At 36.1% G+C, this 14,426-nt stretch carries 10 protein-coding genes and 1 other annotated feature; of the genes, 2 read left to right on the forward strand and 8 right to left on the reverse strand.

Annotation, left to right across the window (positions count from 1 at the left end; all coding sequences use genetic code 11):
• Positions 1-188: 188 nt before the first annotated feature.
• Entirely contained in the window at positions 189-3,098 is a 2,910-nt protein-coding gene (locus tag CPRO_RS07515; RefSeq protein WP_066049860.1) for an insulinase family protein, read from the forward strand.
• A gap of 187 nt (positions 3,099-3,285) precedes the next feature.
• On the opposite strand, the gene CPRO_RS07520 is transcribed toward CPRO_RS07515, so the two are convergent.
• From CPRO_RS07520 to trhA, 8 genes are all read right to left on the reverse strand, one after another.
• Positions 3,286-3,762 carry a GNAT family N-acetyltransferase gene (locus CPRO_RS07520; protein ID WP_066049863.1) on the reverse strand — a complete coding sequence of 159 codons (477 nt, stop codon included), beginning with the start codon at positions 3,760-3,762 and terminating at the stop codon, positions 3,286-3,288.
• A 142-nt stretch (positions 3,763-3,904) separates the two neighbouring features.
• Entirely contained in the window at positions 3,905-5,080 is a 1,176-nt protein-coding gene (locus tag CPRO_RS07525) for a murein hydrolase activator EnvC family protein (RefSeq protein ID WP_066049865.1), read from the reverse strand.
• A gap of 90 nt (positions 5,081-5,170) precedes the next feature.
• Positions 5,171-5,836, reverse strand: coding sequence for a 4'-phosphopantetheinyl transferase family protein (locus CPRO_RS07530; protein ID WP_066049868.1), 666 nt, complete (start codon positions 5,834-5,836; stop codon positions 5,171-5,173).
• Positions 5,837-5,914: 78 nt separating this feature from the next.
• Positions 5,915-8,326 (reverse strand): leucine--tRNA ligase, encoded by a 2,412-nt coding sequence (gene leuS, locus CPRO_RS07535; protein ID WP_066049871.1) that lies wholly within the window; start codon positions 8,324-8,326, stop codon positions 5,915-5,917.
• A gap of 155 nt (positions 8,327-8,481) precedes the next feature.
• Positions 8,482-8,700: a binding site (T-box leader), on the reverse strand.
• An 82-nt stretch (positions 8,701-8,782) separates the two neighbouring features.
• Positions 8,783-10,579: an ABC transporter ATP-binding protein gene (locus tag CPRO_RS07540; protein WP_066049874.1), complete on the reverse strand. Its 1,797-nt coding sequence runs from the start codon at positions 10,577-10,579 to the stop codon at positions 8,783-8,785.
• A complete protein-coding gene (locus CPRO_RS07545; protein ID WP_096348661.1) occupies positions 10,572-12,308 on the reverse strand; it encodes an ABC transporter ATP-binding protein in 1,737 nt (578 codons plus the stop codon). The genes CPRO_RS07540 and CPRO_RS07545 overlap by 8 nt, the downstream gene beginning before the upstream one ends.
• The gene (locus tag CPRO_RS07550; protein ID WP_066049877.1) at positions 12,305-12,796 is read right to left on the reverse strand and encodes a MarR family winged helix-turn-helix transcriptional regulator; all 492 of its coding nucleotides are present in this window, start codon (positions 12,794-12,796) and stop codon (positions 12,305-12,307) included. The genes CPRO_RS07545 and CPRO_RS07550 overlap by 4 nt, the downstream gene beginning before the upstream one ends.
• 148 nt (positions 12,797-12,944) lie before the next feature.
• Complete coding sequence (gene trhA / locus CPRO_RS07555; protein WP_082754277.1) at positions 12,945-13,598, reverse strand: PAQR family membrane homeostasis protein TrhA; 654 nt, start codon at positions 13,596-13,598, stop codon at positions 12,945-12,947.
• A gap of 174 nt (positions 13,599-13,772) precedes the next feature.
• On the opposite strand from trhA, the gene CPRO_RS07560 reads away from it, so the two are divergent.
• The gene (locus CPRO_RS07560) at positions 13,773-14,354 is read left to right on the forward strand and encodes a DUF1836 domain-containing protein (RefSeq protein WP_066049879.1); all 582 of its coding nucleotides are present in this window, start codon (positions 13,773-13,775) and stop codon (positions 14,352-14,354) included.
• The last annotated feature ends 72 nt before the right edge of the window (positions 14,355-14,426 follow it).

Genomic DNA, 14,426 nt, shown 5'->3' on the forward strand with positions numbered 1-14,426 from the left:
AATTTTTAATATTATTTACTAACTAATAATGATTATAAACTAACCTATCTCGTTTGTCAACACAAAATTTTAAATATAGAATTTTTTTCTATCCTGTGATAAACTAGTGATTGCATTCTAATATTTCTTCATAAAACAAATAATTAATTTACAATAACTATTTGCAAATGAAATAAGGAGGTTCTTATATGGAATTAAAGCTTAATTCAATTATGCATGGCTTCTTACTGAAAGACAAAGAAGTTATTTCAGACATTCATGGAGAAGGGTATTTGTTTGAGCATCTAAAAAGTGGAGCGCGGCTCATTTATATAAAGGCAAAAGATGAGAACAAGGTATTTTCTATATCCTTTAAAACGCCCCCAGAAGATGATTGTGGTACCCCTCACATTTTGGAGCATTCTGTTCTATGTGGTTCCAGAAAATATGCTTCCAAGGATCCCTTTAATGAATTGGCGAAAGGGTCATTAAATACATTTCTAAATGCTTTAACTTATGCAGATAAAACCATGTATCCCATTGCCAGCTGCAACGAAGAGGATTTCCATAATTTAATGGATGTTTATTTGGATGCTGTTTTTTATCCTAACATTTACACGAAAAAAGAAATTTTTATGCAAGAAGGTTGGCGGTATATTGTCAATGAAGAAACAGGTGAGCTTAACGTTACAGGCGTCGTCTATAACGAAATGAAAGGAGCGCTTTCTGATCCCGAAAGCTTACTGCAAGGGGCTATTTCTAGGAATTTATTCGGCAAAACCACATATGGCTTTGAATCCGGCGGGGATCCTGCTACAATTCCCAATTTAACCTATGAATCATTCCTTGCTTTTCATAAAAAATACTATCATCCGTCAAATTCCTATATCTATTTGTATGGTGATATGGATATAGAGCGTTGTCTAAAGCATATTGGCGATGAATATTTGAATGATTTTATGCGTACCATTGAATTGCCAGAAATACTGGAAACAAAAGCAACTTATCTACAAAAATTATCAAAAGAAACCTTTCCTACAGACAGTGATGAGGACACAGGGTACTTAGCATATTCTGTGAACGTTGGTCTATGTACAGATGAAGAGCTTACAATGGCTTTACAAGCACTTTCCTATGTCTTGTTGGAAACAAATGCCTCAGTGATAAAAACTGCCCTTATGGAAGCAAAAATTTGTGATGATGTAGAAGGGTGGTTCGATTCTTCAACCTATGAAATGCTGTTCAGCATTGTTGCAAAAAATGCAGATTTGTCAAAGGTCTCCGAATTTGAAAAAACAATTAATCAAACTCTAGAGAGAATTCTTAAAGATGGTCTTGACAAGGAATTATTGACCAGCAGCCTTAGAAGGCTTTCATTCTTACTAAAAGAAGAGGACTATGGCTCCACACCAAAAGGCTTAATTTATGGGATGAAATTAATGAAGAGCTGGCTCCATGGGAAAAACCCATTTTTCTGTTTACGGCATTTTGAGACTTTGGAGAAATTAAAAGATCCAAATTATGAATGGAATATCCTGGTAGAAAAAAATATTCTGCATAATACGAAAAAGAATATTTTAGTATTTTCTCCAGATAAGCATAAAGAGAAGGAAATTCAGGATGAATTCCTAAAGAAAATGCATGATAAGAAAGATTCTTTTACCGAAAATGATATCAAGCAAATAAAGGAAGATACCAAAAAACTTGAGATTTTCCAACATACAGAAGATACACCTGAAATTCTTGAGCAAATTCCCATATTGCAGCTATCTCAGATTAATCCTGCGCCTTCGATTCCTGTATACACAAAAAGCAGGGTAGGAGAGGGGAAGCAGATATTTGTCCCTCTGCAAAGTAATGGAATCATATATCTAAAATTACATTTTGATGTGGATTGCTTAAATGAAGAGCTTTTGCCCTATGCCGGACTTTTAACTGATGTCCTGGGTAAATTGGATACAATAAAGTATTCCTACCAAGAATTACCCATGGTAACAAATGAAGTTTTTGGTGGGCTATCCTTTCAAAATGATGTCTTTAGTAAGAATACTGAGGATTATACCGGTTTTTTAACGGTGAAAAGCAAATTTCTAAAAGAAGATATTGCAAAAGTTGCTGAATTAACGAAGGAGATTTTGTTAAATACAAAATTTGATTCCCTCAATAGTTTGCAAAAGATTGTTCGCGCTGCAAAAATTAAAGGGGAAAACTATCTGCTCAATTACTCTCATCTGGAGGCAATCCACTTTAGTGTTGGCCAATTGTCTAACGGCGGAAAAATCAACGAAATTACAAGTGGAATTGATTATTTTCACTTTTTGGTTAAGATTGATAAAATGCTTTCTGAAACACCTGAGGTTGTCATCAATAATCTAAAAAAAGCTGCAAATTGTCTATTTACCCAAAAAAGTTTTCATATTTCCTTTGGGTGTGAAGAAGAAGATATTAATAAAGCTATTTCTATGCGTGATTTTATTTATGAAAATTTAGACCCTGGCTCAAACAGCAAATTCGAAAAATTTTCTTTTGACAAAAATTCTTCTTCCTTAGCATTTACAGCAAATAGCACAGTACAATACAATATTTTTGCAGCAGATTTTAAAAAACTGGGTTATAGCTATAACGGAAAGTTGCAAGTGCTGAGAACCATTTTAAATTTGGAATATCTATGGAATGAAGTACGTGTAAAGGGCGGCGCATATGGAAGTGGATGCAGTTTCCAGCAGAATGGAATTTGTTATTTTTATTCCTACCGAGACCCAAATGTAACCGAAACCTATAAAATCTATAAGAATCTATGGAAGAAATTAGAGACTTTTAATGCTACAGACAGAGAAATGACAAAATATATTTTAGGAACCATTAATCGTTTAGATCAGCCTAAAACAAATGCAGAAAAACTTAATGATGCAATTAATAAAGAATATCGAGATTTTCCAGAAGATTTTGAAATTATGGAAAGAAATCAAATTATACACACAACAAAAAATGATGTTTTGGAATTTACGGATTTACTGAAGGATATTTCTTTGCTAAGAAATTATTGTACAATCGGAGGCGAAGGAAAAATCCTAGCCAATAAAGAATTTTTTGATACGATTCAAAAATTAATACCATAACAAGAATAAGAAACCCTTATGATTAAATATCTCATAAGGGTTTCTTATAAATTACGATGACAATAGTGCTATAGCAAAATTAAGATTCGATGAGTCATTTGACTAAAGAGGTCTTTAATATGTAACAGGGTACGCATACAACTATTCGCAAAACGACACTTTTACGAATAGTTGTATGCCAGAAAACCTAATTCTCTATATTCCAGCTATATAGCCGTTGTATTTCATTGCCTTCTATAAAAGTATCAAATTCTTCTTTAAATCTCAAGCCATATTTTTCGTATAACCCCTCATGAGTTGTATATAAAAAAATTTCTTTTATTCCTAATCTTCGACAATTTTCTTTCGCCGATTGCATTAAAAGATTTAAATAGCCTTTGCCTCTATATGGTTTATCAATATAGACATTAATCAGCCATGGATATATGTCTGGTCTTACATCAAGATCCATTACAGACAATTGATAAACACCAACCAGTTCTTCATCTGCCAGCAATATATATGTTTGAGGAATTCTATCTTCACACAATGAATGTAATACATATGCCTCCATTTTATCCATGCTAAAACCTTCTTGTTCTCCCCACCAGTGATAAAACCATGAACAGATTCTTGCGATATAAACTGTATGTTCTTTTTCAAGCTGCAAAACTCTAACTTCCATTCAAAATGCCCCTTTGTTTACATAATTAAATTATGGTTATATATAAACATAATTTTAAAAAAACACCCTCACAAAACGCTATCTATGGTTTTATAGACTATCTGTGAGGGATGTTTGATCAACAATATTCTTTTTAATACAATTAACGGCTAATATTTTTTACGCCTAAGTAAGATTGAGGGTTAACATATTTTCCATTTACCAAAACTGAGAAATGACAATGGTTGCCCGTTGAAATTCCGGTACTTCCGCATTTTGCAACGGTCTGCCCTCTTTTTACCATTGTACCTTTCGAAACAACAAGGGATGAGTTATGTCCATATAGTGTGGAGAGTCCGCCGCCATGATCAATGATAATTGTATAGCCATAGCCATTCATCCAACCAGAGTATGTAACCTTTCCAGCTTCTGCTGCAACAATAGCCGAACCATATGGTGCGGGAATGTCATAACCACTGTGGTTTTCGCTTCTCCCTGTTACAGGGTTAATTCTATGTACAAATCCACTGCTTAAGCTTGAGGAAGATGCTGATTTTGCAGGAACTGGCCATCCTAAAGAACCATTTCCAGTATAATAAGGTGTAGAGTTACTTGTTTGTTGAGCAATCAAATTTAGAACCTGCTGATCAGCCTTTGCATTCGCAGCAATTAACTGCTCCTGCTTCTTTACATCCTTTGCATATGACGCCATCAGAGTTTCCTTTTCAGAAATGACGCTCTTCATGCTTTCAACCTTTTCTTTTTGTACTTTTACTACTACAGCTTGTGCTGCATGGTTTTTTGTAATTTCTTCTTTCTTATTCTGAATTGTAGTTTGAATTGCTTGAAGCTGATCCAAAATATCTTTATCAAAAGACATAATATCATTCACATACTGCATTCTTAAAAATAAATCAGAAAAACTTTCAGCCTCCAAAAGAATCTCTAGATAGCCAGATGAACCCTTTTGCTGCAAAAAACGCATACGACTGCCTAATAGCTCAAACTGTCTATCTCTCTTTGCTGTTGCTTCTTCTAATTCCTTTTCTGTAGCCTTTAAAGATGCAGCCAATTCATCTAAATCAGATTGTGCATTATCCAGTTCTGCCTGCAAGCTGTTCATAACCTTATCCATAGCATCAATTTCTTGTTCCACAGATAATTGCTTGTTCTTCAAATTTTGAATTTCCTTTTTTGCTTTGTCCGTCTGCTGTGATAGTGCTTTTCTTTTTGCCTCTAATTCAGCAACGGTAGCAGCACCCGTTTGATGGGTAGGAAAAACACCAAAGGCCAAAAAGGCCGTTAAAACAAGGCAAGTAGCCTTTTTTAATATTTTCATTATAAAAACCTCATTATTATCACAATTTGTCTCTTTATATTATACAGATTTTGTGACAATTTTCAACTTTAAAACACAATTTAAATGTTTTTAATTTTCAGTTAAAATATCCCAGTTAATTTTTTTAATTTCCTGGGGGAAATTGCCCCTTTCATTGCATAAAGAAATCATATAGTCTTCCATTTGCAAGGATTTTAAAAACAATTTTTTACTTTCTATAACGATGATATTTCTGTTGCGTAAACCATCCATTACAGAAAAGCTGTCAAAGGGATAGGCTATGCCTTTTCCCATCCATTTTGTTACACTTTCTTTCCTTGTCCATAGCTGAAAAAAGAATTCTTTCTTATTTGCTTCGTCTAAACGAAAAAATATTTGCTCTTCTTCCGGTGAAAAAATTTTTGCAACTTTTGGTATTTTAGCTCTCATTTTTTCAATATCACAACCAATTGGTTCATGAGAAAAGCTGCAAATTGCAAACCGTCCAGAGTGAGACAGACTAAAGAAATACTCCTGATTGGGCAAATAAGGCATCCCTTTCTCAGTAATTTTTATCTTATCGTAAAGGGAAATTTCATTCATTGTTGAAAATGCATAACTTAATAAAAGACCTGCTGACAAAGACAGACGTTTACTTTCCTCTTTCACCATTTTTTCGACTTTGGCTTTTCGTTTCTCACCCACAAGTTCCATGGCAATCTGAAATTTTGCAGTATCTTTTAATACATCCCCATCCATCATCAGCAATTCTACCATTTCAATCACCTCATAGTACAAAAAGCAGAGCTGCTAGAGAACAAGCTCTCACAACCCTGCAATAATATTTCAATGGTTTTACTTAACAATCAGATTTACGATTCTACCGGGTACATAAATCTCTTTTACGATTTCTTTTCCGTCTAAACGACTACCCAAAGTCTCTTTCGCCTGTGCCAATACTGCTTCCTTGTCAGCATCAGAGGAAATTTCCATTGTTCCTCTTAACTTACCACCAATTTGAATGGCAATTTCAATGGTATCCTGAACAAGCTTACTTTCATCCACAACCGGCCAGCCTGCTGCAAAAACAGAGTCTTCGTGACCCAATTCTCTCCAAAGCTCCTCGGAAATATGAGGCGCAAAGGGAGCCAGCATAGTAACCACTGTTTCCAAAGTTTCCTTTGAAAGACCACCCTGCTTTTTCGCAATTTCATTAAATTTATTGGAAGATTCCATAAAACCGCTGACAATTGTATTCATTGTCAAAGCTTCTAAACGGCTGGTAATATCAGCAATCATCTTATTGCAAACAAATGCCTCTTCTTTGCTTGCTTGCACAGGTGCATCTTTATAGGTATAAACCATTTTCCAAATTTTATTTAAGAAACGGAACACCCCATCAATACCGCTATCGTCCCAATCACAATCCATTTCAGGAGGGCCTACGAACAATTCATACATTCTCAATGAGTCACAGCCATATTTCTCAACCAATTCATCGGGTGATACCACATTACCCAAGGACTTACTCATTTTGCCGCCATTCTTTGTAATCATACCTTGGTTAAACAGCTTCTGGAATGGCTCTTCAAAAGGCACCGCACCAATATCATACAGGAATTTTGTATAGAAACGTGCATACAATAAGTGCAATACAGCATGCTCAATTCCACCAACATATAAGTCAACGGGAGCCCATTTTTTCAAAGCATCCATGCTAGCCAATTGTTTATCATTATGGTTATCTACATAGCGCAAGAAATACCAGCTGGAACCAGCCCACTGTGGCATGGTATTTGTTTCTCTCTTTGCAGGCTTGCCGCACACAGGGCAAGTCGTATTCACCCACTCGTCAATATGAGCCAAAGGAGATTCTCCTGTATCCGTAGGCTTGTAGGACTCTACTTCAGGGAGCAACACAGGCAATTGATCTTCGGGAACGGGAACAGCCCCACAATGATCGCAATGGATAATTGGAATAGGTTCACCCCAATATCTTTGTCTGGAGAATACCCAGTCACGCAATTTATAGTTAACTGTTTTCTTGCCGATGCCCTTTTCTTCCATCAAATGAGGCACTTTTTTCTTTGCTTCAAATGCCTTCATTCCATTCCAATCACCGGAATTGATAATAACACCGTCACCAACATATGCTTCGGTTAAGGGCTTTTCTTCTTCTCCTTCAGGCATAATTACCTGGACGATAGGCAGTTCAAATTTTGTGGCAAACTCAAAGTCACGTTCGTCATGGGCGGGCACACACATTACCGCACCGGTACCATAATCCGCCAATACATAATCAGCAACCCAAACAGGAATTTCTTTGCCATTCACAGGGTTAACGCAATAAGTGCCAGTAAACACACCTGTTTTTTCTTTATCTGTCATACGGTCAACAGAGGATTTTGTGGAAGCATCAAAGCAATATTTCTTCACTGTTTCCTCGTATCCAGGGGCAATAAAATCATCAATTCCTTTATACTCAGGAGCCAAAACCATAAAGGTACAACCGAAAAGCGTATCAGGTCTGGTGGTATAAACAGAGATATTTTTATCACTTCCACTTACCTTAAACTCTATTTCAGCGCCGTAGCTTCTTCCAATCCAATCAGACTGCATTTTCTTTACTTTTTCAGACCAATCAAGCTTTTGCAAATCTTCCAACAATCTGTCTGCGTAAGCAGTGATTTTCAGCATCCATTGACGAAGATTTCTCTTTGTTACTGTTGAACCACAACGTTCACAAGTACCGCCGGCAGCTTCCTCATTCGCCAAAACGCATTTGCAGCTAGGGCACCAGTTTAAAGGCATTTCCTTTTCATAAGCTAAGCCCTTTTTAAACATTTGAACAAAAATCCACTGTGTCCATTTATAATAACCAGGGTCTGTTGTATCAACTTCTTTATCCCAATCATAAATTGCGCTGATTTCGTGGAGCTGGCGCTTTACGTTTGTAATATTATTTGCAGTGGCAATACGAGGATGCATATTGTTTTTAATTGCAAAGTTTTCCGCAGGTAAACCAAAGGCATCCCAGCCCATGGGGTGAAGCACCTGATAACCCTGCAAAACTTTGTATCTGCTGACAACATCACTTAAAACATAACCTCTCCAGTGACCAACATGAAGCCCTGTACCGGATGGGTATGGGAACATGTCCAGACAATAAAACTTAGGTTTTTTGTCATCCTCTACATTAATAGGATTCTTCTCCCATTCATTACGCCACTTTTTCTCAATTTCACCAAATTCATAGCGACTGTTCATACAATCTCCTCCTTAATAAAACAATCTCCCAAACAAATCTATTTCCTAAACATAGCCCAAATTTCAGTTTAATTATTCATATTTAACAAAACAGAATAAAACACCTTTAGGGTCTGGAAATTTTATATCTAAAAAATAAAAAAACCTTCGTCTCAGTTAGAGACGAAGGGATACTCCGTGTTACCACTCTAGTTTGCCAAAAGGCACACTCAAAACCGATAACGGTGGCAGCCGTTGCCGCCTACTAATCTAAAAAGATGTTCAGGGCAAAACTCCGAGGCCAGTTCCAAAACGTGTTTTTACCGACTTGCACCAACCGTCGGCTCTCTGAAAAAAACAAATCGTATTGTACTCTTCCTCATCAAAGTCTATTCATGAAAATATTTATATCATATTTACCAATAAAAATCAAGTGTTTTTGGTTGTTTTTCAAAAGAATACAGTCTACACAATTTTTTATACCGCTTTTTCTGATTCAAACTGATTGCTATACAGGCTATGATAGAAGCCTTTTTTCGCCATCAATTCTTCATGGTTCCCCCGCTCTATTATCTCACCATGGTTGATTACAGCAATCAGATCAGCGTCTTTTATGGTGCTTAAGCGGTGGGCAATGACAAAACTGGTACGCCCCTTCATCAAATTCTGCATGGCTTCCTGAATTTTCACCTCTGTACGTGTATCTACACTGCTGGTTGCTTCATCAAGAATCAATACAGAGGGGTTCGCCAAAATGGCTCTGGCGATGGCAAGCATTTGCCTTTGTCCTTGGCTCAGATTTCCGCCGCCGTCGGTTAAAACGGTATCATAACCATCGGGTAGGCGTCGAATAAATTCATGGGCATTGGCAAGCTTTGCCGCAGCAATAATTTCATCATCTTTCGCGTCTAATCTACCATAGCGAATATTTTCACGAATGGTATCTGTAAATAAATAGGTATCCTGTAAAACAATACCTAGATTTGAACGCAAGCTTTTTCGCTTGATATCCTTAATTTCTCTTCCATCAATGGTAATGGTTCCTTTATCTATATCATAAAAACGGGTCAACAGATTTATAATTGTGGTTTTTCCTGCACCGGTAGGCCCAACTAAGGCAATGGTCTGCCCCGGTTTTGCATACAAGTTCACTTCTTTCAAAATAGGATGACCCTCTTCATATGAAAAATCAACACTTGAAAGAACAACATCGCCTTTTACATCATTGAGAGCAACGGAATTCGGCTGATCTTTCATTTCCTCCGGCTCATCCAAAACTTCAAAAACTCTCTCTGCTCCGGCGAAGGCCGCCATCATGGCATTTACTTGGTTTGCTAATTCATTCAAAGGTCTTGTAAATTGCTTTGAATAAATAATAAAGTTCGAAATGGTTCCCAATGTCATAGGCATACCCATAACCATCATAAGACCACCAACAGCCACAACAATGGCATATGAAATGTTGTTCAGAGCCATCATGATTGGTGCTATGATTCCTGAAAAGATTTCTGCACGAATGCCTACTTTTAATAAATCATTATTTTTCTCAGAAAATGCCTGGGTCATTTCATCTTCTTGACAGAATACTTTAACAACCTTTTGTCCCGATATAATTTCTTCAATATAACCATTTAGTTTTCCCAGACGCTCCTGTTTTTCTTTATAATTTTTTCTGGAGCGAGTTGTTATGGCTTTCGTAACAATAAGCAATATTGGTATGGTCACGATAGAAGCAATGGTTAAAGAAATATTTAAATAAAGCATCATTGCGAAGGTTCCAATTAAGGTTAATCCGCTTTGCAAAACTTGAGAGATGCTGTTATTTAAAGCCATAGAAATATTATCTACATCGTTTGTAACACGGCTCATGATTTCACCATGGGTTGTAGTGTCAAAGTACTTCAAAGGAAGTCTCTGTATCTTTTCAAAGAGCTCCTTGCGGATTGTGGCAACAACGTTTTGCCCTACCAAAAGAAGCAAATAGCTTTGAAGCCACATACACAAAGAGGAACCAACATAAATGGCTAAAAGCATTGAACAGACTTTGGCTAAACCTGCAAAATCATACTTTGTAATATACTGATCAATGGCAACACCAATCAGGCGGGTTGCATAGACTGTACCCAGTGTAACAAAAGCAATGCAAATAAATGAAATTAATAAATAAAACCAATACTTATTTAAATACTTTAAGAGTCTGCTAAGTGTTTTCTTAGTATTTTTAGGTTTTCTGGATTCTATTGGCGGTTTTCCGCCCATGCGGGGATTAGGCATCAATAACTACCCCTTTCTTCATTTGAGATTGATAGATTTCCTGATAGTCCAAACTAGTTTCCATAAGATAATTATGGTTACCTTGTGCAGCTATTTTACCATCCTTCAGCACAAAAATTTTATCTGCATGTTTAATTGAGCTGATTCGCTGGGCGATTATGAATTTTGTACACCGGTCATGTGAATCTTTCATTGCTTGACGAATTCTTTTTTCAGTTAATGAGTCCACCGCACTAGTACTATCATCAAAAATAATAATACTTGGATTTTGAATCAGCGCTCTGGCTATAGAAATACGTTGTTTTTGTCCACCGGAAACATTTACACCTTTCTGCCCCAGTTCAGTATCATAGCCATTAGGTAATTCCAAAATAAAATCATGGGCTTGTGCAGCTTTTGCCGCAGCAACAACTTCCTCCTCTGTTGCATTTTTATTTCCCCACATGATGTTTTCTCTGATTGTTCCGGTAAATAAAATGGTTTCTTGCAGTACAACAGCCACTCTTTTTCTTAAGTCGTGGATAGAATAGTCCCTCACATCAATATCGTCAATGTAAATGGCTCCTTGGGTAACATCATAAAGACGAGGCATCAAATTAACCAAGGTGGATTTTCCTGAACCTGTCTCGCCAAGAATGCCAATGGTTTCTCCTCCATTTACTGTAAAGCTTAGATTCTCCAGAACCGGCTCACCACTGCCGCCTTTATAGCGGAAGGAGACATCTTTAAATTCAACCTTCCCCTGACTTTTTTCAGGCACAATGGGATGATTGGGGTCTGCAATATCAATTTCTTCATTTAAAACCTCATTTACACGGTTTAATGAAATTTGCGCTCTGGAGATATACATAAATACCATTGCAATCATCATCAGGGCCATAATCATTTGCATTAAATAGGTGATAAAAGCCATAATCTCTTCAATTCTTAAACTACCAATGGAAAATTGAATTCCACCATTCCATAAAATAGCAATAATCGAAATGTTTAAAATCAGCATCATCAAAGGCAACATAAGCACTACAATGCGAAATGCTTTCACACTGGTTTCTTTATAATCTTCATTGGCAGCATTGAATTTTTCCATCTCATAATCATGGCGCACGAAGGCCTTTACCACTCGCATGCCTGCCAAGCATTCTCTCATAACTGTATTTACGCCGTCCAGCTTATCCTGAACCATTTTGAATTTCGGCACTGCCTTACGCATAACCAAAAAAGTTGCTATAGCCAAAACAACGATAGAAATCACAAAAATCATGGCCAACTTTGCATGAATGGAAAATGCCATAATTAAACTACCGAAACATAGCAATGGGGCACGAATCAGCATACGCAAAGACATCAATATAACCATCTGAATTTGGGTGATATCATTTGTTAATCTGGTTATCAACGAGGGTGTTTGGAATGTGTCTATATTATGGAAAGAAAAATTCTGTATTTTGGTAAACAGGTCTTTTCTTAAATCTGTTCCTGCCCTCTGACTGACAATACTTGCTGCAATCAAACAGCCAATGCCGCCAATAATACCTAAAAGAGCCACAAAAATCATTCCTGCGCCCATCTTCAATATATAATTGGAATTCGATGCACCAACACCATGATTAATTAAAAGCGTCATCAGTTTTGGCATAATCAATTCAGATGATGTTTCAATCAGCATAAAAAGTGGCGCCAAGATTGCCAATTTTCTGTAAGACTTCATATATTTTAAAACGATCTTCAAGCATTCTCCCTCTTTTCATTCAAATCCTTATTCATATTCTCTAATATTCTTCCTAAATAATGCAAACATAAATCCTTTTCTTCAGCAGTAAATCCACGTAAAGCCACATCATCTATGGATGTGCCCTTTTCAATGAAAGCCTGAAATTTCTCTCGACCTTTTTCAGTAATACAAACACGAATACTGCGCATATCCTTTTCATCCCTGATACGGTTAATCAATTCATCCCGTTCCATTCTTTTTAAAATATCAGTCATAGAAGCGGGTTTTATACGTATAAATTCACACAACTCTTTCTGTGTCTGCATGTCTTTTGACGCAAGAGACATTAAAATTTGTGGTTGCCCCCATGAGAGGCCAATCTCCTGGGCACTGTTTTTCATATATATATGATAAAGTTTAAACAGCACACTTAAAATAAAAGAGAAATCCGTAACATGATCCCCTAAAACTTCCCTTTTTTTTGCAAATGCATCAGAACAAAACATTCCATCCCTCCTTAAATTTTCGTTTTTTTCACATATGTAATATCGCTAAAAAATAAAAACGTAGCAATAAAAAATAGTTAGACATCTAACTAATTGATTAGATACCTAACTATTTTATCACATTATTTATAATTGTCAAATTAAAATATTATAATACATATTCAAACATAAAAGCTATGTGAAGGCTGCTACCAACCATAACAAAGATATGAAAGACTTCATGGAAACCAAAATGTTTGAAAGTAATATTAGGCTTTTTTAATCCATAGATCACAGCCCCAACAGTGTAAGCAATACCCCCTGCAAGTAAAAGACCAACGCCATTCCAACTAACTGCCTTTTCCAATGGTACAAATACGATAACTGCCAACCAACCCATGACAACATAAATCAACGTGGATAACCACCTGGGTGCATTCATCCAAAATATCTTAAGTAAAATACCAGTTAACGCAAATGCCCAAATTAATACCAGCATCGTCCAGCCCCATGTGCCGTGCAGGGATACCAAACAAATTGGGGTATAAGTACCTGCAATTAATACGAAAATCATCATATGATCAATTCGGCGTAAAATATTTACTTTATTTTGTGACAACTTTAATGTATGATAGATTGTGCTGGCTCCATATAAAAGCAATAAAGAAATCCCAAAAATAGCAAAACCCCATTGATGCCAAACGCTTGCCTCAAGCTTCGCCTTATACATTAGTAATATAAAGCATGGGATTACTGCGAGAAAGCCAACAAAATGTGTCAATGCACTTATAGGATCTTTTACTTTAAATATTATTTTACTCATGTTCTCCACTCCTTCATGTAGTTATCGATACTACATATCATTATATCCATATAGTAACATATTATTTAAGATAGCGCAAGAAGAATTTGGAATAAAATCTTGAAGCATTGTTTGAAATCAAGTATAATAAATAAAAGCAAGAAATTTAACAAAATAAAATGTCGGGGTGAACAAATGACAGCTCTTGAAAAAATTATAGATAACTTTACACAAGAAATTAAGTCTTCAGGAAGTATAGATATTGAGGATATTCCAAATATTGATTTATATATGGATCAGGTTACCACTTTTATGGATAAGGCTTTGGTTAGAAATAAGCGTTATGATGAAGACAAGATATTAACAAAAACCATGATTAACAACTACACCAAGGCAAAGATTTTTCCCGCGCCAGTAAAGAAGAAGTATAGCCGTATGCATATCATGCTTTTGATTATGATTTATCATTTAAAGACCGTTCTTTCAATCAGAGACATCGGCATTCTATTTCAACCTGTGCTTTCGGTAAAATCATTGGAAGAACAGGAAAAGATGATTCATAATATTTATACAGGCTTTACCAAGCTGCAACTGTCAACGCAACAGAATATGCAGTCCTCAGCAGAAGGCATTCAGGATACTGCGATTCCTGTGAAAGAAATTATTGAAGCATATCAAGATGAAAAGATAGAAAAGATTTTATTGGTTTTGCTTCTTGCAATTCGTGCCAATGCAGAAAAGCAACTGGCAGAAAAAGTATTAGACACATATTTTTGATAAAAAAGCGATGCATCTTAAAATATAGATGCATCGCTTTTAGGCTTTATCAGAAAAAATTTAATGATAAAT

Origin of the sequence: Anaerotignum propionicum DSM 1682 (assembly GCF_001561955.1) — a bacterium.
Lineage (GTDB): Bacteria > Bacillota > Clostridia > Lachnospirales > Anaerotignaceae > Chakrabartyella > Chakrabartyella propionicum.

Excerpts from the sequence above, each read along its gene's own strand:
- CPRO_RS07515 (WP_066049860.1), top strand. The coding sequence starts at position 189 with ATGGAATTAAAGCTTAATTCAATTATGCATGGCTTCTTACTGAAAGAC.
- CPRO_RS07520 (WP_066049863.1), bottom strand. The coding sequence starts at position 3,762 with ATGGAAGTTAGAGTTTTGCAGCTTGAAAAAGAACATACAGTTTATATC.
- CPRO_RS07525 (WP_066049865.1), bottom strand. The coding sequence starts at position 5,080 with ATGAAAATATTAAAAAAGGCTACTTGCCTTGTTTTAACGGCCTTTTTG.
- CPRO_RS07530 (WP_066049868.1), bottom strand. The coding sequence starts at position 5,836 with ATGGTAGAATTGCTGATGATGGATGGGGATGTATTAAAAGATACTGCA.
- leuS (WP_066049871.1), bottom strand. The coding sequence starts at position 8,326 with ATGAACAGTCGCTATGAATTTGGTGAAATTGAGAAAAAGTGGCGTAAT.
- CPRO_RS07540 (WP_066049874.1), bottom strand. The coding sequence starts at position 10,579 with ATGCCTAATCCCCGCATGGGCGGAAAACCGCCAATAGAATCCAGAAAA.
- CPRO_RS07550 (WP_066049877.1), bottom strand. The coding sequence starts at position 12,796 with ATGTTTTGTTCTGATGCATTTGCAAAAAAAAGGGAAGTTTTAGGGGAT.
- trhA (WP_082754277.1), bottom strand. The coding sequence starts at position 13,598 with ATGAGTAAAATAATATTTAAAGTAAAAGATCCTATAAGTGCATTGACA.
- CPRO_RS07560 (WP_066049879.1), top strand. The coding sequence starts at position 13,773 with ATGACAGCTCTTGAAAAAATTATAGATAACTTTACACAAGAAATTAAG.